The 18,907-nt window shown below is 72.2% G+C and carries 16 protein-coding genes; 11 read left to right on the top strand and 5 right to left on the bottom strand.

Annotated features, from left to right (window positions below; genetic code table 11):
• Positions 1-14 precede the first annotated feature (14 nt).
• The 10 genes from WFI16_RS15975 to WFI16_RS15930 all read left to right on the top strand — a co-directional run bounded on the left by WFI16_RS15975 (position 15) and on the right by WFI16_RS15930 (position 11,114).
• A complete protein-coding gene (locus WFI16_RS15975; protein ID WP_419898824.1) occupies positions 15-1,943 on the top strand; it encodes an HAD-IIIC family phosphatase in 1,929 nt (642 codons plus the stop codon).
• Entirely contained in the window at positions 1,940-2,185 is a 246-nt protein-coding gene (locus WFI16_RS15970) for an acyl carrier protein (RefSeq protein ID WP_419898823.1), read from the top strand. The genes WFI16_RS15975 and WFI16_RS15970 overlap by 4 nt, the downstream gene beginning before the upstream one ends.
• Before the next feature lie 4 nt (positions 2,186-2,189).
• Positions 2,190-3,197: a hypothetical protein gene (locus tag WFI16_RS15965; protein ID WP_419898822.1), complete on the top strand. Its 1,008-nt coding sequence runs from the start codon at positions 2,190-2,192 to the stop codon at positions 3,195-3,197.
• Between the two features lie 189 nt (positions 3,198-3,386).
• Positions 3,387-4,547, top strand: a complete 1,161-nt coding sequence (locus WFI16_RS15960) for a glycosyltransferase (RefSeq protein ID WP_419898821.1) — start codon at positions 3,387-3,389, stop codon at positions 4,545-4,547.
• Positions 4,544-5,407 (top strand): aldo/keto reductase, encoded by an 864-nt coding sequence (locus WFI16_RS15955; protein ID WP_419898820.1) that lies wholly within the window; start codon positions 4,544-4,546, stop codon positions 5,405-5,407. Before WFI16_RS15960 ends, WFI16_RS15955 begins: the two co-directional genes overlap by 4 nt.
• Positions 5,404-7,110 (top strand): GMC oxidoreductase, encoded by a 1,707-nt coding sequence (locus WFI16_RS15950; RefSeq protein ID WP_419898819.1) that lies wholly within the window; start codon positions 5,404-5,406, stop codon positions 7,108-7,110. The genes WFI16_RS15955 and WFI16_RS15950 overlap by 4 nt, the downstream gene beginning before the upstream one ends.
• Positions 7,107-8,369: a glycosyltransferase gene (locus WFI16_RS15945; RefSeq protein ID WP_419898818.1), complete on the top strand. Its 1,263-nt coding sequence runs from the start codon at positions 7,107-7,109 to the stop codon at positions 8,367-8,369. The genes WFI16_RS15950 and WFI16_RS15945 overlap by 4 nt, the downstream gene beginning before the upstream one ends.
• A 42-nt stretch (positions 8,370-8,411) precedes the next feature.
• Positions 8,412-9,707, top strand: a complete 1,296-nt coding sequence (locus WFI16_RS15940; RefSeq protein ID WP_419898817.1) for a hypothetical protein — start codon at positions 8,412-8,414, stop codon at positions 9,705-9,707.
• A 25-nt stretch (positions 9,708-9,732) separates the two neighbouring features.
• Positions 9,733-10,440 (top strand): phosphoribosyltransferase, encoded by a 708-nt coding sequence (locus tag WFI16_RS15935; RefSeq protein ID WP_419898816.1) that lies wholly within the window; start codon positions 9,733-9,735, stop codon positions 10,438-10,440.
• Complete coding sequence (locus tag WFI16_RS15930) at positions 10,437-11,114, top strand: hypothetical protein (RefSeq protein ID WP_419898815.1); 678 nt, start codon at positions 10,437-10,439, stop codon at positions 11,112-11,114. Before WFI16_RS15935 ends, WFI16_RS15930 begins: the two co-directional genes overlap by 4 nt.
• A 15-nt stretch (positions 11,115-11,129) precedes the next feature.
• On the opposite strand, the gene WFI16_RS15925 is transcribed toward WFI16_RS15930, so the two are convergent.
• The gene (locus WFI16_RS15925) at positions 11,130-12,053 is read right to left on the bottom strand and encodes a glycoside hydrolase family 26 protein (RefSeq protein WP_419898814.1); all 924 of its coding nucleotides are present in this window, start codon (positions 12,051-12,053) and stop codon (positions 11,130-11,132) included.
• On the bottom strand, positions 12,050-13,273 hold the full coding sequence (locus WFI16_RS15920; RefSeq protein ID WP_419898813.1) for a hypothetical protein: 1,224 nt from the start codon (positions 13,271-13,273) through the stop codon (positions 12,050-12,052). The genes WFI16_RS15925 and WFI16_RS15920 overlap by 4 nt, the downstream gene beginning before the upstream one ends.
• A gap of 409 nt (positions 13,274-13,682) precedes the next feature.
• Here WFI16_RS15920 and WFI16_RS15915 point away from each other — a divergent pair, with 409 nt between their 5' ends.
• Entirely contained in the window at positions 13,683-15,851 is a 2,169-nt protein-coding gene (locus WFI16_RS15915) for a GumC family protein (RefSeq protein WP_419898812.1), read from the top strand.
• Between the two features lie 111 nt (positions 15,852-15,962).
• Here the strand turns inward: WFI16_RS15915 and WFI16_RS15910 are convergent, their stop codons facing one another.
• The 3 genes from WFI16_RS15910 to WFI16_RS15900 all read right to left on the bottom strand — a co-directional run bounded on the left by WFI16_RS15910 (position 15,963) and on the right by WFI16_RS15900 (position 18,833).
• Entirely contained in the window at positions 15,963-16,772 is an 810-nt protein-coding gene (locus WFI16_RS15910) for a lytic transglycosylase domain-containing protein (RefSeq protein WP_419898811.1), read from the bottom strand.
• Complete coding sequence (locus WFI16_RS15905; protein WP_419898810.1) at positions 16,756-17,370, bottom strand: polysaccharide biosynthesis/export family protein; 615 nt, start codon at positions 17,368-17,370, stop codon at positions 16,756-16,758. The genes WFI16_RS15910 and WFI16_RS15905 overlap by 17 nt, the downstream gene beginning before the upstream one ends.
• Positions 17,371-17,570: 200 nt before the next feature.
• Positions 17,571-18,833 carry an outer membrane beta-barrel protein gene (locus WFI16_RS15900; RefSeq protein ID WP_419898809.1) on the bottom strand — a complete coding sequence of 421 codons (1,263 nt, stop codon included), beginning with the start codon at positions 18,831-18,833 and terminating at the stop codon, positions 17,571-17,573.
• Positions 18,834-18,907: the final 74 nt, after the last annotated feature.

The raw sequence follows: 18,907 nt of genomic DNA, 5'->3' as shown, positions 1-18,907 counted from the left end.
GATCGGACAGCCCCATGGACCAGCTCGCCTGGCTTCCCGCCCATCCCGACCTTGGCGCGGCGCTCTCCGCCGCCCGGGCGGAGGACAATCCGGCCACGCTGCTGGCCAGCGCGGCCCGGCTCGCCGGCTTCCGCCGCGACTTCTCGGCCACCGCGCGGATCGATCGCCTGGCGCAGCGCGCCATCGCCGAAGGGGCCGCGCCGGCATCGGCAGGCCTGGCGCCGTACCGCGTTGCCGTGCTGGCCTCGCACACCGTCGACCATCTGCTGCCGGCGATGCGCGTCGCCGGCCTGTCGCGGCGCCTGGCGCTGGCGGTGCACACCACCGCCTATGGCCAGTACCGCCAGGCGCTGCTGGGCGAGGATGCGGCGCTGGCCGCCTTCGCGCCGCAGATGGTGCTGCTGGCGCTCGATGCCCGCGACGCCCCGCTGGAACTGCCGCTGACCGCCTCCGAGGAGGCGGTGGAGACGGCCGTCGCCGCGCGGGTCGAGGAGCTGCGCCGGTTGTGGCGGCGCGCCCGGTCGCGCTTCGCCGCGCAGGTGGTGCAGCAGACGCTGGTGCCGATGGACCCGCCGCTGTTCGGCAGCTTCGAGGCGCTGGTGCCGGCCTCGCCCTGGTCGCTGGTGGAGCGGCTGAACGCCGCGCTGCGCCGCGCCGCGCGGGAGGAGGGCGTGCTGCTGCTCGACCTCGCCTGGGAGGCGGCGCGCCTGGGCCAGGGTCAGGGGCTGGGCGATGCCGTGCGCTGGCATCAGGCGAAGCAGCTGGTCAGCCATGCGCTGGCGCCCCTGTATGGCGACCTCGTCGCCCGCATCGCGGCGGCGGCGGCCGGGCAGGCGAAGAAATGTCTGGTGCTGGATCTCGACAACACGCTCTGGGGCGGGGTGATCGGCGACGACGGCATCGCCGGCATCAAGCTCGGCCAGGGCAGCCCGACCGGCGAGGCTTTTCTCTCCGTTCAACGCTATGCGGCGGCGCTCGGGCAGCGTGGCGTGATCCTCGCGGTCTGCAGCAAGAACGACCTGGCGGTGGCCGAGGCCGCTTTCGCCGATCACCCGGAGATGGCACTGAAGCGCGGCGACATCGCCTGCTTCGTCGCCAACTGGCAGGACAAGGCCAGCAACCTGCGGCAGATCGCGCAGCGGCTCAACATCGGCATCGACAGCCTGGTCTTCCTCGACGACAACCCGGCCGAGCGCGACATCATCCGCCGCGAGCTGCCCGAGGTCGCCGTGCCCGAGCTGCCCGAGGATGCCGCCGACTACGCCGCCTGCCTGGCGGGCGCCGGCTATTTCGAGACCATCGCCTTCACCGCTGACGATGCCGCCCGCGGCCGCGCCTATGCGGCCGGCGAGGAGCGCCGCGCCGCGCTGGAGGAGGCCACCGACATGGCAGGCTACCTGCAGAGCCTGGCCATGGTGCTGCAGGCGCAGGAGGTCGGCCCGGCCGAGCTGCCGCGGACGGTGCAGCTGGTCAACAAGACCAATCAGTTCAACCTGACCACGCGCCGCACCACCGAGGCGGCGGTCGAGGCGCTGGCGGCCGATCCGCGCAGCCTGGCGCTGTCGCTGCGGCTGCGCGACAAGTTCGGCGACAACGGCCTGATCGCCGTCATCCTGGCGAAGCCGGCGGGCGATGCGCTGCGCATCGACACCTGGCTGATGAGCTGCCGCGTGCTCGGCCGCCAGGTGGAGGAGGCGACGCTCGCTGTCCTCGCCGAGGCGGCCGCCGAGCGCGGCTATCACGAGCTTGTCGGCGAATACATCCCCTCCGGCCGCAACGGCATGGTCGAGGCGCATTATCCGCGGCTCGGCTTCGAGCCCTGCGACCCGCCGCCCGGCGCGGCGCCGGAGGCCCGCTTCTGGCGCTACCGGCTCGGCGCGGTGCCGCTGCCCTCCCACGCCATCGCCATCCAGACGCAACGCGAGCAGGTGCTGACGCCATGAACGACACCCAGGTCTACAGCCAGCTCAACGAGATCTTCCGCGATGTCTTCGACGATGACGGCATCACCGTCGATGCCGCGACCACCGCGCATGATGTCGAGGGCTGGGACAGCGCCGCGCATGTCAGCCTGATCGTGGCGGTCGAGATGAAGTTCGGCATCCGCTTCCGCACGGCCGAGCTCGACACGCTGCACAATGTCGGCGACTTCGCCCGGCTCATCCAGAGCAAGGTCGGGGGCTGACGCCATGGCCGACCCGAAACCGGTGCCGAAACGCTATCTGCTCGCCCTGCTGGGCGGGCTGGGCGGCAGTTTCCTGCTGTTCTATCTGTTCCTGTTCGGTCTGGGTGCCACCGGCCACCTGCCGCCGCCGAGCTTCGCCAATTCGATCTGCGTCGACGAGAAGCTCGCGCATCTGCGCGCCGAGCCGCCCGGGGCGCCGAACCTCCTGGTCATCGGCTCCTCGATCGCCTGGCGGCATTTCGACGGCGATGTGGTGCGGCAGGAGAACCCGCAGGCGCTGCCGCTGAACGGCGCCTTCTGCGGCCTGACCGCCAACCAGAGCACCTTCGCCGGGCGCTGGCTGCTCGACCACTACCCCTCGGTGCGCGAGGTGGTGATGATCGCCAGCCCGCATGACTTCGAGAACTGCGCGCGCACGCGCACCGAGGTCTTCGATCCGCGCGACGCCGAGGATTTCGTCTATGGCGGCCATTCCCGCTGGCCCTACTACATCCGCTACTTCGCGCCCGGCGCGCTGCTGCGCAACGCGCTGACCGTCGGCGCCCAGCGCGGCGGCGGCGAGGTGATGGATCCGCTGGTCTTCGACCGCTATGCCAGCGGGCCGATGGAGACGCATGGCGTGCGCGACACGCTGCTCTACGGCCCCGTCCGGCACTTCGACCAGGCCTGCTTCGACGCGCTCGACCGCTTCGCGCGCGCGATGCACCGCAGCGGCCGCCGCATGCTGGTGGCCTCGACGCCGATGCACCCCGCCTGGAAGCGGCTGAACGACCCGGACAACGCCATGCAGGACGAGTTCGGCCGGCGCGTCCGCCAGGTTCTCGCGGCGTCCGGCGGCGAGTTCTGGGACGGCGACGGCGCGCGCGTCGTCGACGAGGCCGCCTTCTACGACGGCATCCATCTGCGCTGGTCGGCGGTCGCGCCCTACAGTGCCGCGCTGGCGCGGCACTTCCAGTTCGGCGCGGCGCCGCCGGCCGCCGCCGCCACCCTGGCCGAGGCGCCGCGTCTGTGAGGTGGTGGTCCGGCATGCTGCTGTGGCCCGCCGCCGCATCGGCCCAGCCCTGGTACGCCCTGCGCGAGCCCGCCGGGCAGGCGATGCCGCCGCTGGCCCCCGCCGCCGCGCCCGTGGCGCGGCGGTGACCCATCCCGCTACCGCATTCCGGCCCGGCGTTGCGCCGCGGCCCCGAGGAGGACAGGCGCAATGCTGCTGCTGACGGGAGCCCTGTTGACCGGGCTGGCGCTGCATCCCTTCACGACCTATCCGCTGTCGCTGCGGCTGCTGCGCCGTCCGCCGGCCGCGCCGCTGCCGCCGGCCGATGGCGCGCTGCCCAGCGTCACCGTCTGCATGTGCGCCTATAACGAGGCGGCGGTGATCGAGGCCAAGGCGCGCAACCTGATCGCGCTGGCCGATGCCACGCCGGGCGATGTGCAACTGCTGGTCTATGTCGATGGCCAGACCGATGCGACCGCCGCGCTGCTCGAGCCTTTCGCCGACCGCATCACCGTGGTCGCCGCGCCCGAGCGGCATGGCAAGAGCCATGGCATGCGCCACCTTGCCGGCCTGGCGCGCGGCGAGCTGCTGGTCTTCACCGATGCCAATGTGATGATCGACGCCCAGGCGCTGAATGCGCTGCGCCGGCATTTCGCCGATCCGCGCGTCGGCTGCGTCTGCGGCCATCTGCTCTACGGCAACCAGGTGGTGTCCGACACCAGCGCGGTGAACTCCGCCTATTGGAGCCTGGAGGAGCGCATCAAGCAGGCCGAATCCGAGCATGGCATGGTGATCGGCGCCGACGGCTCCCTCTTCGCCGTGCGCCGCGCGCTGAACCCGCCGGTGCCGGACGACATCATCGATGATTTCTTCGTCTCGCTCAGCATCCTGTGTGACGGCCACCGCGTCATCCGCGCGCCCGACGTGCTGGCCCATGAGGAATCGGTGGTGGACAGGAAGGAAGAGTTCCGGCGCAAGGTGCGCATCTCCTGCCAGGCCTTCAACGTGCACCGCCTGCTCTGGCCGCGGCTGAAGCGGCTGCCGGCGCTGCCGCTCTACGGCTATGTCTCGCACAAGCTGCTGCGCTGGCTGGTGGCGCCGCTGCTGGTGCTGGCGGCGCTCTGCTTCCTGGGCGCGGCGCTGCAGCAGCTGCCGGCCTGGCTGGTGCTGGGCGCCACCGGCCTCGGCCTGGCCGGTGCTGCCGCCGCCATCCGGCTCCGCATCGGTCCGGCGCAGAAGCTCTGGGAGGTCTGGCTGGCCTTCTGCGCGACGGCGCTGGGCATCCTGCGCTCGCTGAAGGGGGAGCGCTTCCAGACCTGGGCGCCAGCACAGTCGATCCGCGGCGGCGCCGCGGCGCGGGTGCGCTCATGAGCGCGCAGCTCGCTGAGCAGCCGCCCCAGGCCGCCGCCAATGCCGATATCGGGCTCGGCTGCTCGCGCCTCGGCTCCACTCTGGGCGGCGCGCGCGGCGATGCCGCCATCCGCCTGCTGCGCCATGCGCTGGAGCGCGGCGTGACGCTTTTCGACACCGCCGATATCTATGGCCAGGGCGAGAGCGAGCGGCTGATCGGCGCTGCCTTTGCCGCCGATCGCGACCGCGTCACCCTCGTCACCAAGGCCGGGCAGCGCTTCACCCGGGCGCAGCGCGCGGTGACGCTGGTCAAGCGGCCGCTCGGCCTGCTGGCCCGCAGCCTGCCGGGGCTGAAGCGGGGGATCGCCGCGCGCCGCGCCGCGCCGCTGCCGCGCGACTATTCGGCGCAGCATCTGCAGCGCGCCATCGAGGGCAGCCTGAAGCGGTTGCGCACCGAGCGCATCGACCTCTTCCTGCTGCACAGCCCGGATGCCGCGGCGATCGCGGCGGGGCAGGGATTCGGCCTGCTCGAAGGGCTGCGCCAGGCCGGCAAGCTCGGCGGCTGGGGCATCTCGGTCGATGATGTCGAGGCCGGCCGCGCCGCGCTGCGCCTGGCGGGCCTGGCCGGGCTGCAGATCCCGCTGGCCCTGGCCCCGGCGCTGCAGCCCGAGATCGCTGCCTTCACCGGCCGGGGCGGCCGGCTGCTGCTGCGCGAGCTCTTCGCCGGCCAGGCGCCGGGGTCGGCGCAGCGCGAGGCCGCGATCGGCGCGGCGCTCGCCTGGCCCGGGGCGACCGCGCTGATCGGCACCACCTCGGCGCAGCATCTGGACGAGGCGCTGGGCCATGCCGCCACGGCCGGCTGGCACAGGAGGTCGGCATGATCATCGACGCACGCAGCCTGCCGCAGGGGCAGGTGCTGCAGGCCGATCTCTGCATCGTCGGTGGCGGCGCGGCCGGGCTGACGGTGGCGCAGTCGCTGCTCGGTTCCGGCCTGTCGATCATCGTGCTGGAGGCCGGTGGCCGGCGCTTCGAGCCGGCGGCGCAGGAAGGGCTGCAGGGCGCGGTGGCGGAAGGCTCGCCGCATCCGACGCCCGACCTCTACCGCCGCCGCATGCTGGGCGGCGCCACCTCGATCTGGGGCGGGCGCTGCGTGCCGCTGGACCCGATCGACCTGGAGCGCCGCGCCTGGGTCGAGAACAGCGGCTGGCCGATCGGCTGGGAAGAGCTGCAGCGCCACTACCCGGCGGCGCTGGCGGCCTGCGATGCCGGTTCCTGGGGCCCGACGGTGGCCGAGGCGCTGGGCGAGGCCGCGCCGCCCAGCATCGCCGGCTTCGCCCATCCCGACATCCTCTCGGACGGGCTGGAGCGCTTCAGCCGGCCGACCGATTTCGGCCGCGCCGCGCATGACCGGCTGGCGGCGGCGCCGGAGGTGCAGCTGTTGCTGCATGCCCAGGCGCTGAAGCTGGTGGCGCCGCGCGGCCCGGTGGAGCGCCTCGAGGCCGCCTCGGCCCCCGGCCGCTCCTTCACCATCCGCGCCCGCCGCTACGTGCTGGCGGGTGGCGGGCTGGAGGTGCCGCGGCTGCTGATGGCCTCCGACGGCTCGCGCCGCGGCGGCCTCGGCAACGAGGGCGGCGCGCTTGGCCGCTTCTACATGTGCCATGTCGAGAACACGCTCGGCCTGCTGCGCTTCGACCCGGTGAAGCGGCCGGTCGCGCTGCATTTCGAGACGACGGCCGAGGGCATCTATGTCCGTCGCCGCTTCGCCGTCGCCGCCGAGGCGCAGCGGCGCGAGGGGCTGATGAACACGATCTTCCGCCTGCATTACCCGCTGATCGCCGATCCCTCGCATGGCAGCGGCGTGCTCTCGGCGATGTATCTGGTGAAGGACCTGATCATCCCGGAATACCGCCGCAAGCTGGCGGCGGTGGAGCGCGCCGAGCGCGGCCGCATGACCCGCGATGCCGGCTTCTGGGCGCGGCATCTGGGCAACCTGCTGCGCGACGCGCCCGGTGTCGCGCATTTCGGCCAGGACTGGATTCGCCGCCGGATCCTCGCCAGCCGCAAGCTGCCCTTCGTCGTCATGCCGAGCCGCGCCGGCGCCTATCCGCTCGACATCAATGCCGAGCAGGTGCCGGATGCCGACAACCGCGTGACGCTGACCGACCAGCGCGACGCGCATGGCATGCCGCGGCTCTCGGTCGACTGGCGGCTGAAGCGCGCCGATATCGACAGCCTGACCCGCAGCATGCTGCTGATCCGCGATGCCTTTGCCCAGTCGGGCTGCGCCACGCTGGAGCTCGACACGGCGACGCTGGAGCAGGCGGTCGCGGCCTCGACCCCGGTCGGCGGCCATCACATCGGCACCACCCGCATGGCGAGCTCGCCGCGCGAGGGGGTGGTCGACGCCGATTGCGCCGTGCATGGCGCGCCCAATCTTTTCGTGGCCAGCGCCTCGGTCTTCCCGAGCTGCGGCCATGCCAACCCGACCCTGACCGTGGTGGCGCTGGCGCTGCGCCTGGCCGCGCATCTGCGCGCGACGGCGGCCACCGCGACGGCACAGGGCCTGACGGAGGCTGCGGCATGATCGAGCAGCAGGAACTGCCCCCCCTCGCGCGCGCTGACATGGCCACGCCCAAGGCGCCGCCGCTGCGCTGCCTCTGGCTGGCGCGCGGCATGCCCTTCCCGGCGACGGCGGGCGACCGCATCTACAGCGCCAAGCTGGCCGAGGCCTTCGCCGGCGCCGGTGTCGACCTGACCTTCGTCGGCCTCGGCGGCGAGGCGCCGCCGCCGCCGGTGCCGGGCATCACCTGGCACATCATCCCCGGCGCGCAGCGGCACAAGCTGCTGTCGCTGGCCAGCACCATGCCGCTGGTCGCGGCGCGGCATGCGACGGCGGCCTATCGCGCGGCGCTGGACCGGCTGGCCGCCGAGGGCCCCTGGGATGCCATCGTGGTCGACCAGTACGGGATGGGCTGGGTGCTGCACCATGCGGGGCTGATGGCCGGCAAGCCGCAGGTCGTCTTCGTCACGCATGACCACGAGGAGAGCGTGACCAAGATGCAGTGGCAGGACAGGGGGGAGAAGCTGCCGAAGCGGCTGGCGCTGCTGCAGAACCACCTGAAGACCACGCGCTTCGAGCGCTGGATCAGCCGCCGCGCCGATGTCGTCACCACCATCACCCGCGCCGATGCCGATCTGTTCGCCACCCAGGCGCCGGGACGCTGGATCCTGCCGCTGCTGCCCGGCTATGACGGCGCCCGGCTGGCGGCGCGCGACCCGGCCGAGACGCGGCCGCGCGCCGTGGTGCTGTTCGGCTCCTACCGCTGGTCGGCCAAGCAGGCCAATCTGCGCATCTTCCTCGACCAGGCCGATCCGGTGCTGGCCAAGGCGGGGATCGCCATCCGGGTGGTCGGCGACATGCCCGACGACCTGCGCCAGGAGCTGTCGAAGAAGTACCGCGCCGCCGAGTTCACCGGCTTCGTCGACGACCCGGCGCCCTATCTCGCCTCGGCGCGGCTGGCGGTGGTGGCCGAGCCGATCGGCGGCGGCTTCAAGATGAAGCTGCTGGAATACATCTTCAACCGCGTCCCCGTCGCTGCCCTCGAGGTCTGCGCCGCCGGCCTGCCGCAGGCGGTGCGGCAGCAGATGCTGCTGGCGCCGGAGCTCGACGGGCTGCTGCGCCAGGTGCAGGGCGCGATCGACGACGCGCCGCGGCTGGACGCGCTGCAGCGCGGCGCCTTCGCCGCCGCCGAGGGCGCCTTCGACTGGCGCGAGCGCGGCCAGGCGCTGCGCGATGCGCTGCTCGCCCATCGGGCCGCCCGGCCCGGGCGCGACGCGGCGTGACACCACGCCTTCTCCCCCACGACCAGGCCGAAGGATAACCGGATGCGTCGATCACTGCTGTTCTTCGCCCTGCGCATCGGCAGCACGGGGCTGGCGACGGTCTGGAGCTTCCTTCTCACCTACACGCTGGTGCGGCAGATCGGGCTGCAGGACTATGCCTTCCTGGCGGCGGTGATCGCCTTCGCCTCGCTGGTGCTGCAGGCCGATCTCGGCATCTCGGTGCGGCTGTTCGGCCGGATGCGGCAGAATTTCGTCGATCCGAGCAAGGGCGACCGCGACGACCTGCGCAGCGCCGCGGTCACCGCGCTGATCGGCTATTCGCTGGCGGCGCTGCTGGCCACGCTGATCTTCACCCTGGTGCTGGAGATCTGGGATCTCGGCCCGATGGCGCATGGCCTGGCCATCATCCTGTTCTTCGGCGGCTCGGTGCTGCCGCTGCCCTGGATGGTGCTGCGCATCGCCGCCAATGCCAACGACCAGTATGTCATCACCGAGGCGATCGATTTCAGCCGCCGCGCGCTGCTGCTGCTGTTGACCGGCGGTCTCGCCTTCGGCCTGCCGCTGCTCGACTACAGCATCGGCTTCGTGCTGCTCTGGCTGGCCGCGCTGGCGGTGCTGGCGCGGCTGGCGCAGCACCGCTTCGGCCTGTTCACCGGCACCAGCATCCGCCGCGGCTGGCAGGTGCTGCGCGAGGACGGGCGCGAGATCGCCGGCTCCGCCAGCCTCTCGCTCTCCGACTTCCTGATCTACATCTTTCCCTATTACGCCCTGCTGGCGGCCAAGGCCGGCGCCACGGCGCTGATCGCCTTCGACATGTTCTACAAGGTCACCCGCTTCGGCGGCACCGCCTTCTTCACGGTGACCGAGACCATGCTGCCGCACCAGACGCGGGCCTATCACGACGGCGACACGGCGACGCTGACGAAGCTGATGGGCGGCGCCTTCGCGCTCTGCGCCGTGCCCTGCCTGGTGGCCTCGACGCTGATCTATGTCTGGGGCGACCATATCTTCGGCACGCTGCTCGGCCATCCCGACATCGTCTCCGGCCAGATGCAGCTCGCCATCTGCTTCATGCTGGTCTTCATGATGATCAAGGCGGTCAGCGGCGCCGTCCTCGCCGGCATCGGCGAGCTGCGGCCGCTGGCCCGCCGCGCCACCACGGCGCTGGCCGCCATGCTGGTCTTCGCCGCCGTCTCGGGCCTCAACGGCTGGACCATCGACACCTTCGTCACCGGCTACGTGCTCATCTACGCCTGCCAGGCGACCTCCTATTTCCTGCTGATGCTGAAGACGCTGCGCGGGCTCCGCGCCGCCTCGCCGGCGGCGCAGCCCGCATGAACCCCGCGCCCGAGGAGTCCCGGTCATGACCCTGCAAGCCGCCTTGTCGCGCCCTCCCGCCGGCGACGCGATCGCCGCCGCGGATGCCGCGACGCATCACCGCTATGCGACGCACCAGGCCAAGCGCAACATGACGCTGGTCGAGGCCGAGCAGCTGTCGCGCCATCTGGCCGTGGAGCTGGCGGCGCGCGGCACGCCCTATGACGTGATCATCGGCCTGGCCAATGGCGCGCTGCTGCCGACCCAGGTGGTGGCGGACCAGCTCGGCATCCCCTTCCACATGGTCAAGGTGCGCCGCCAGGGCAGCCGCTGGATCCAGCGGCTGCAGGCGATCCGCAAGCTGGTGCCGGTGCCCACCCGCCTGCTGAGCTGGGGGCCCGTCGGCCTGTTCTGGTACTGGTTCCAGAAGCGCTACAACAAGCTCGAGAAGTCGGAAAGCTCCTTCGAGGTGCCGGTCGCCGGGCTGCATGTCCTGCTGATCGACGACTGCATCGTCAGCGGCGGCTCGCTGCGCTACGTGCTGGACCGTCTGCACGCCGCGGGTGCGGCCAGCGTCACCACCGGCGTGATCTGCTGGTCGGACGACGCCAAGGCGATCGACCCGGCGCATGCCGTGACGCCCGACGTCTACCTGCACCGCGACGTGCATTTCTATCCCTGGTCGGGCAGCAGCCCCTATCTCACCGCCTACGAGGCCTGGCTGCGCGCCCGGGGCCTGGAGCTCTGGACATGACCCGCGCCCTGCTCTTCCTCGACCTCGATGGCGTCGTCGTCTTCGAGACCGGCGCGCCGCTGCTGCCGCAGCAGGAGATCCTGCGGCTGCATGCCGGGCTGGGACCGCTGCTGCAGGCGCTGCCGGGCCAGGTCGCGGTGCTGACGCATCGCTCGGGCGCCGAGGCGCGCCGCATCCTGGAGGCGGCCGGCCTCGACCCCGCGCGGCTCGCCGGGCTGCTGGCGGCGGAGGAGCTGTTCCGCGCCGGCTGGAAGCATGGCGGGCCGCTCGGGCTGATCCGCCACGGGCTGCAGAAGAGCTGGGTGCTGCCGCTGGCCGAGGAGCGCTTCGGCGTGCCGCGCGAGCAGGCCGCCTTCATCGACGACCGCATGGACAATCTGCGCGACCTGCTGGCGCAGGGGCTGGGCCTGGCGCTGCACGCCCCCTCGGCGATCGGCGAGGATGGCCGCAGCCTGGTCAGCTTCGACCTCGGCGCCGCGCTGGAAGAGGTGGCCCGCTGGCGCCGCGGCGAGCGGCGCGGGCCGCTGGTCACGCTGTCGCCGGTCACCGTGCCGCTGGGTGCGTGGCAGCGCACCGGGCTGCACACCCGGCAGCAGGGGCGGCATGTCTTCAACGCGGCGCGGCGTATCGGCCGGGCGATGCGCCGTCCCTTCCGCTCGCTGCCCGCCGCCTGAGGCGGGCCGCGGCCTTCAGGCGCCGAACAGGCGCCGGAAGGTGGCGGCACTCTGCGGATAGGCATCGCCCTTCAGCGCGACGTCGATCCGCTCGAAATAGGCGTGATAGGCCAGCATGTCCTCAGCGGCATCGAACCAGGCCGCCATGCGCATGATGAAGTGCGGGTCGTCGCCGCCGCCATGCCCGCCATGCGCCGAGAGCGGCCGCGTGCCCCATTCCGGGAAGGAGATCTTCTTACCGGTGTCGCGGGCGAAGCCGATGTGCCACTGCAGCCCGAAGCGGGTCCAGAGATACTCGTCGTGCCAGCGGGCGTCGAGATCGTCGCGCGAGCGCGGGTTCCACCACTCGTTGTAGACATCGGCGCCGATCACATCGACATGGTCGGCGCCCGGCCAGGCGGCCTCGGTCACCATGTCCTTGTGCCCGAGGGTCGGGCACCAGTCGAAGCGGAAATCCGCCGAATGGCGGCGGAACAGGTCGACCGTGCGCCGCCAGTAGCGCTGGAAGGCGCGCGGGTCGTTGCCGGCGAACCAGGGCATCCAGCTGCCGTTGAATTCCCAGCCCAGCCGGATGGTGCAGTCGCCCAGGCCCTGCTGCACCAGCAGCTGGGCGACGCGCTGCATCCAGGGGTCGTAGTCGCCGGCGGCGCCGCGCGCCAGGCTGCCGCGCTCGCCGGCCACCAGCATCGGGACGCCGAGGATCGGATGCGCCGGCTTGCCGGCATAGGAGCGCGCCAGGAAGGTGACGCTCTGCACCATCTCCTCCCAGCCATGCATCTCGTCGGCATTGTCGACGACGCCGCGCACCGGGCGTCCCAGCCAGCGCTCGTATTCGCCGAGCCGGCCGCCGCCGGCGACATAGGGGGCGAAGACGGCCAGGCCGCGCAGCCGGGCGGCAAGGCCCGGCACTGGGGTCAGGAGGGGGGCGGCGCGGGTCATGCGCGCGGCCCCCTGCCCGGTGCCGCCCGCTGCAGGGCGGGCAGGCTGACGAGGGCCAGCAGCAGGCTGAGGATGCTGATGTTCACCAGGTAGCCGCCCAGGAACAGATAGGTGAAGGCCAGCGGCACCCGCAGCTCCCGCCGCGCCATCATGAAGCTGATGGTGAAGAAGGTGAAATAGGCGATGAAGCCGACCAGGCCGTATTCGTAGAAGATCTTGCCCCAGGTCGGGTCGAAGGCGCCGTAGTGCAGCTGGCTGAAGAACTCCATCACCGAGCCCGGGCCGCGGCCGAAGAGCAGCGTCGGCAGGTCGGTCAGGATGTAGTCCTGCAGCACCATGAAGATCGAGAAGAAGCGGCCGAAGGCGCTGGAATTGGGGTTGGAGAACTCCGCCGTGCGGTCGGTGATGGCGGAGAGCTGCAGGAAGTCCGCCTGCGTCGCCAGCACCGCCAGGCCCACCAGGCCGAGCAGGATCAGGTCGTAGCGGCGGCGGTCGACGATGTACCAGGGCAGGAAGAGCGCCAGCGTCATCAGCCCGGTGCCGGAATAGCTGGTGATCAGGCCGAGGCCGATCACCGCCAGCCGCCAGGGCCGCGCGGCGCGCAGCAGCTCGCCGATCAGGCCGATCGCCAGGAACTGGCAGAAGAAGGAGGGCTCGGCGAAGAACACCCCGTTGCTCTTCAGCACCGGCGAATCCCAGACCAGCGGGATCATGAAGTTGTAGCCGCTCATCAGCATGCCGGGCGGCAGGTAGTGCTCCATGAAGAAGGCCAGCTCGCGGCCGACCACGAACTGGGCGAAGAACTGGCCGACGCCGATCACCGAGAAGGCGACCGCCAGGCTGGAGAGCAGCCGCAGCGTCCGGGCGAAGTCGAAGCGGCCGGGGGCGAAGCGGAAGACGAAGCAGGCCTGCATGACCGCGACGAAGATCCAGCCGGTCATCGACAGCCGCAGGCTTTCCGACAGCAGGAAGCTCACCGCCGAGCAGGCCATGAAGACCAGGTAGGCGGCCAGCCGCCGGCCGTCGACCAGCATCACGCCCGAGCCGATGCCGGTCAGCATCAGCAGCGGCAGCAGCAGCAGGCTGATCGGCAGCGCCGTCTCGCTGCCGCCGGTACCGGGAATGGCGATCTTCTGCAGCACGGTGGCGAAGAGCAGCAGCACCACGGTCAGCCGGTGCGCGAGCTGGCTGGCATCGGCGGGAATCGGCCGTGGCGGCAATGGCAGCGCCTCGGCTGGCGGCCAGCTGCCCAGCGGCAGGCCGGCGGCAAAACCGGGCGGAATCGCTGGCGAATTTGTCGGCATCGCGCCGCGGGGGAGGGGGGAGACGCGCATCATGCGGAGCGAAGCCGGGCCGATTTTTTGCAATTCATGTAAAAACTCCTGTAAATATTTCCCGTATTTCAATAAGAAATGAAAAAACTCGTCGATGTCGGTAATCATAGTCGGATATCCCGACCAAAATCCGCGATCAATTGTGATGTGGCGAGAAATAATATTGTTCTTGTTCTCGACCGCTCCCCGGTATGCTGCCCCTGGGGCGGATTGCCGCGCCGCGTGCGGCCCCCTCGACCATGCGGGGCCCCGGCGCCGCGCAGCCGCAGAGTTTTGCGAGGCAAGGTGAAGTGAGATGCCGTTGACCGAGATCCTGGCGCTGTTCTGGCGGCGCAAGTTGCTGCTGCTGCTGGTCGCCTTCACCGCCGGGGCCTTCGGCTTCCTGGCGGCCAAGGCGACCCCTGGCCGCTATGTCGCGGAAGGGCTGCTGCTCTTCGACGCGCCGCAGGCGCCGATCCCGGAGCTGAACCAGTTCGTGCCGGCCCAGGCGCCGCCGAACCAGCGGATCCGCACCGAGGCCGATGTGCTGCGCTCGCGCCGCCTGGCCGAGGAGGTGGCGCAGCGCACGCCGATCCTGCCCGCCGAGGAGCCCGGCCTGCTCGGCCAGCTGCCGCGCCTGGCGATGGACCGGGTGCGCGGCTGGATCGACCTGGCGCGCGCCCGCCTCGGCATGCCGGTCGACACCGCGCCGCCGGCGCCCGCGCCCGTCACCCTCGACCCGGCGCAGCTGCAGGTCGAGGCGATGCAGCAGCATCTCGACATCCGCACCACCGACAACAGCAATGTCGTCGCCGTGCGCTTCGTCTCCACCGCGCCGGTCATTGCCGCCGGCGTCGTCAACACGCTGATGGACCGCTACATCGCCAGCGACATCGCGGCGAAGCGCGACGCCACCGGCCAGGCCAATGTCTGGCTGACCGAGCGGCTGGCCGCGCTGCGCGAGGAGGTCGAGGCGGCCGACCAGCGCATCCAGGCCTTCCGCCGTGCCTCCGGCCTGCTGGAGACCTCGGCCGGCACCACCAGCACGGTGCAGCTGACCGAGGAGCAGACCCGCGTCGCCCTGGCCCGCCAGGACCTGACGCGGGCCATGGCGGCGCTGGAGAATTCGACCCGCACCGGCAGCCGTGGCGCCACCTCGGAGGCGATGGCCTCCCCGGTGCTGCAGTCGCTGCGGACGCGCGAGGCGGAGCTGGTGCAGCGCGCCGCGCCGCTGACCCGCCAGCTCGGCGCCAACCATCCCGACCGCGTCGCGGTGGAATCCGAGCTGCGCGGCCTGCGCGCCGAGATCGGCGCCGAGGTTGCCCGCCTGGGCGGCGCGCTGCGCGGCGATGTCGAGGCGGCGCGCACCCGGCTGCAGAATGCGCAGGCCGCGCTGGAGACCTCGCGCAACGCCGCTCGCGGCGGCGCCGAGGCCGGCGTGACGCTGGCCCAGCTAACCCGTGACGCCGAGGCCCGCCGCACCGTCTACCAGTCCTTCCTGGTGCGCACCGAGCAGACCCGCCTGTCCACCGCGCAGTTCCCGATGGCCCGGGTGATCTCGCCGGCCGCCGTGCCGTTCCGCCCGATCGGCCCGTCGAACGGCGTGATCGCCGCCTTCAGCGCGCTGGTCGGCCTGCTGCTGGCCGCCGCCGTCATCGTGCTGCGCAACAGCCGCCGCCGCACCGTCACCGGCGCCGGCGAGCTCGCCATGATCACCGGCGTGCAGACCGTGGGCAGCCTGCCGCGCCTCGGCAGCGGCCGCCGCAACGGCATGCCGAACCTGGTGCTCGACAAGGGCGATTCGCATATCGCCGAGACGCTGCGCGCGCTGCGGCTCAACCTGCGCCGGGTCAATCCGGACGGGCTGGCCAATACCGTGCTGATCACCTCGCCCTCGGTCGGCGACGGCAAGACGACGCTGGCGGTGGCGCTGGCCCGGCTCTGCGCCGCCGACGGCATGAAGGTGCTGCTGCTCGAGACCGACATGCGCCGGCCGAAGATCGCCGACACGCTGGGCCACAACCGCTGGCACAGCAGCATCGAGGCGGTGCTGGCCGGCAATATCGACCTCGACGACGCCGTGCATGTCGACGAGCGCTCGGGGCTGCACTGCCTGCTCTCCGACCGCAGCGCGGCCAACCCGCAGCAGCTGCTGGAGGCGCCGGCCTTCCGCAGCCTGCTGGAGCGCGCCCGCCAGGACTACCAGCTGGTGATCCTGGACAGCCCGCCGATCATGCGGGTGGCCGATGCCGTGCTGCTGTCGCCGCAATGCGACGTGGTGCTGATGGCCGTCGCCTGGGAGCGCACCCCGGCCGACATGGTGGCCGAGGCGATCCGCCGCCTGCCGGAGGAGGTGCGCAGCCGCGCCGCCACCGTGCTGACCCGCGTCAGCCCGGGCAAGCTGGATCCGCTGAGCTACTATGCCGGCTATGCCCGCAGCGGTGGCGGCCGGGCGCTGCCGCGGCTGCCCGCCCCCACCAACTGAGCCCATGACCCGCCGCTGCGCCCCCGGGCGCAGCGGCCTCGACACGAAGAACCGCACAGAAGAAACCTCGGGCGCCTCGCGGCGCCCGGGGTTTCTTCTGTCGTGCGGGTTCTAGCGGCGGAGCAGCGGCGTGGCGGCCGGCTGCAGCGCCAGGGCGGGACGCAGCCCGGCCTGGCTGCTGCCCCAGGCCGAGGCCATGGCCTCGACCGGCCGCGTCGCCGCGGCGCCGCGCCCGGGCGGCGCGGCCACGGGCCGCAGCCCCTGCCAGGCCTGGGCCAGCGCCTCGCGCTGCGCCGCCATCGGGTCGAGCGGCGGCAGCGGCAGGAGGCGGCGGCGCTGCGCCAGGGCCGGCCCGCCGCCGGCCGGCCAGGCGGCCAGCACGCGCAGGCGATAGGCCTCGGCGCGCTCGGCGGTGCCGGAGTGATAAAGTCCCGCCGCCGTCACCCAGTCGCCCGAGACCGCCTGCAGCCGGCGCAGGAAGGCGGCGGCGTAGCGCGCATTGGCCATCGGGTCGAAGGCGGCCTCCAGGCTGCCGAAGGCGGTCGGGTGGTGGTGCAGGTTGACCTGCAGGCAGCCGACATCGATCAGCCGCACGCCGCGTGCCTGCAGCTCGCGCGCCGCGGCCACCGCGGCCGGCTGGTTGTCGAAATACTGCCCGGCGCCCTCGGCATTGATCGTCCAGGGCCAGGGGGCGGGGCGGCCGGTGCCCGGGTCGGGGCGGGCGCTCTCGACCAGGGCGATGGCCGCCAGCAGCTGCGGCGGCAGGCCGGCCTCGCGCTCGGCCGCCTGCACGGCGGCGCGGCAGAGCGCGCCCGGCGAGGGCAGCGGCGTCGCCGCCGCGGCCCCCCCGGTGACAGACAGGGCGATGGCGGCGCCGAGGACCCGGCGCGCCGCCCGCCGCTGCTTACAGGCCCCGCTCATAGACATTGACCACGTCGCCCGGCAGCAGCAGCGACTGGCGGTCGCCGAGATACTCGCGCGCCTTGCCATCGGCATCGATGCGGGTGATCGAGACGCGGTCGGTGACGGCGCGGTAGTTGAAGCCGCCGGAGATCGCCACCGCCGAGAGCACGCTCATGCCCGGCTGGTAGGGGGTCTGGCCGCCGCGCTCGACCATGCCGAGGACGAAGACCGGGCGGTACTCGGCGACCTCGATGGCGACGGCCGGGTCGTTGAACAGGTTGCGCGCCTTCAGCGCCGCCTCGACCGAGCGCTCGAGCTCGGTGGTGCTGCGGCCGACGGCGGGGATGGCGCCGACCAGCGGCAGGGCGATGTTGCCGGTGTCGGTAATGCGGAACTCACCGGTCAGCCGCGGGTCGTTGAAGACGGTGACGCGCAGCTGGTCGCCGACGCCGAGCTGGTAGGCGGCGGGCGCGCGGGCGGGCAGCGGCGCCAGGTCGGCGCCCGGCGTGCCGCAGGCGGCCAGCAGGGTCAGCGTCACGCCGGCGAGGGCGGCGGTCGCCAGCTTCCGGGCACGCTGCGCGAGACGGGGGAGCGGATGGTGGGGAAGGGTGCTCATGGTGGCTCCTGGCGTCGGGGACCTGGCGCCTTGGCGGCGCGCGGCCCGGGGGGAACGAAGGGCGCGCGGCAGGGGGCCGCGGCCGCGGCCAGGAGGACGAGCGCCGTCAGCACCGCGCAGCGCCTGCACGGACCCGCCCTCCCGGCAATTCTTGTCGTGGCGGGCGGCGCGGCCTCGCGGCCGCGCCCCCGGAGGTGGCGCTAGAGCGCCATGCGCAGCCGCAGCATCACCTGGTCGCGGCCGTATTCGCGGATGCCTTCCGGCGCCTCCAGCCGCTCGGTGTGCTGGTAGGTGGCGACCAGCGCCAGGTTGCGGTTGATCAGGTAGCGCGCCTCGGCCAGCGCGATGCCGTCGCTGACCGTGCCGCCCTCCTGCGGATACTTGCGGCGCTCGGCGCGGACCTCGCCGCTGAGGATGACGTTGCGCAGCAGCTCGTGATCGACCCGCGCCCGCGCCGCGGTGCGGGTGTAGCTGACGCTGCTCTCGCGGATCGATTCCTCGATGCTGCGCTGCGCCGTGAAGGTCAGCGTGGTCAGCTGCGTCACCGCCCAGCTGACCTCGCCCTCGAAGGCGGGGCCGGAGAGCGACTTCAGCCCCGGCTCGTCGTAGTCGCGGTTGCGGTAGCCGACCAGCAGGCGGACGCGCACCAGCCCGTTGGCGTCGTAGCGGACACCGCCCTGCGCCTCCCAGGTGAAGCTGTCGCGGCCGCGCTGCTCGCTGCGCTCGTAGGTGATGTCCTGCAGCCGGACCAGGCCGATCACCGAGCGGCCGGGCAGCAGGCTGTAATCGGCGGTGAACTCGCCCAGCACCGTGCTGTAGTCGTTGCTCGAGACGGTGTCCCGCTGGCCGTTGACCGTCACGTCCTGGTAGCGGATGCGGCGATACTCGACCGAACTGCCAAGCTCCAGCCGGTTGAAGGCGGCGGTGCCGGCGAGCTGGACGATGTCGGTATCGACCGGCACCGGCACGCGGCCGCTGTTGCCGTCCTGCAGGTCGTAATTGTCGACGTCGATATGGCTGCGGACATGGTCGTAGCGCAGCCGGATGTTGGAGGCGCGGCCGATGTCGTAGCGGCCGCCGCCGCCGACGCTCCAGTCGTTCCAGTTGAGGTCGCTGTCCTGGAAATACTGCCGGGTCGCCTGGCTGGCCGAGAGGCCGAGGGCATGGCGCGTCCAGGTGGTCTGCGCGCCGAGGCTCAGCGTCTCCTCGGCGAAGGCGCCGGAACGCTGGTTGCTGATGCCGGGCACCAGGTTGCTGTCATAGCCGACGCCGCCCTCGAGCGCGGCATCGAGCCGGACATTGCCGGCGCGGATGCCCGCCGGATCGTAATCCGGCCGCTGCCGCGTCATCACCGTCACGCCGCGCGCCGTGGCCTCGGGCGAGAAGGAGGATTGGGCGCTGCCCTCGGCGGCGCCGAGCAACAGGGCAGGAAGACCGGCGATCCAGGCCAGGCGGTGCGGCATGGAGCGGAGGCCAGGGCGGCGGCGAAGGGGCGTGCGCGTCGTCATTGCGAGAAAGATACGGCGCAGCTCGCCGC

It is taken from the genome of Roseomonas sp. USHLN139, assembly GCF_037145735.1.
In the GTDB taxonomy this organism is placed as follows: Bacteria; Pseudomonadota; Alphaproteobacteria; order Acetobacterales; family Acetobacteraceae; genus Pseudoroseomonas.
The sequence above is the reverse complement of the archived record's forward strand: the minus strand, read 5'-3'. Positions and strand labels throughout refer to the sequence as shown.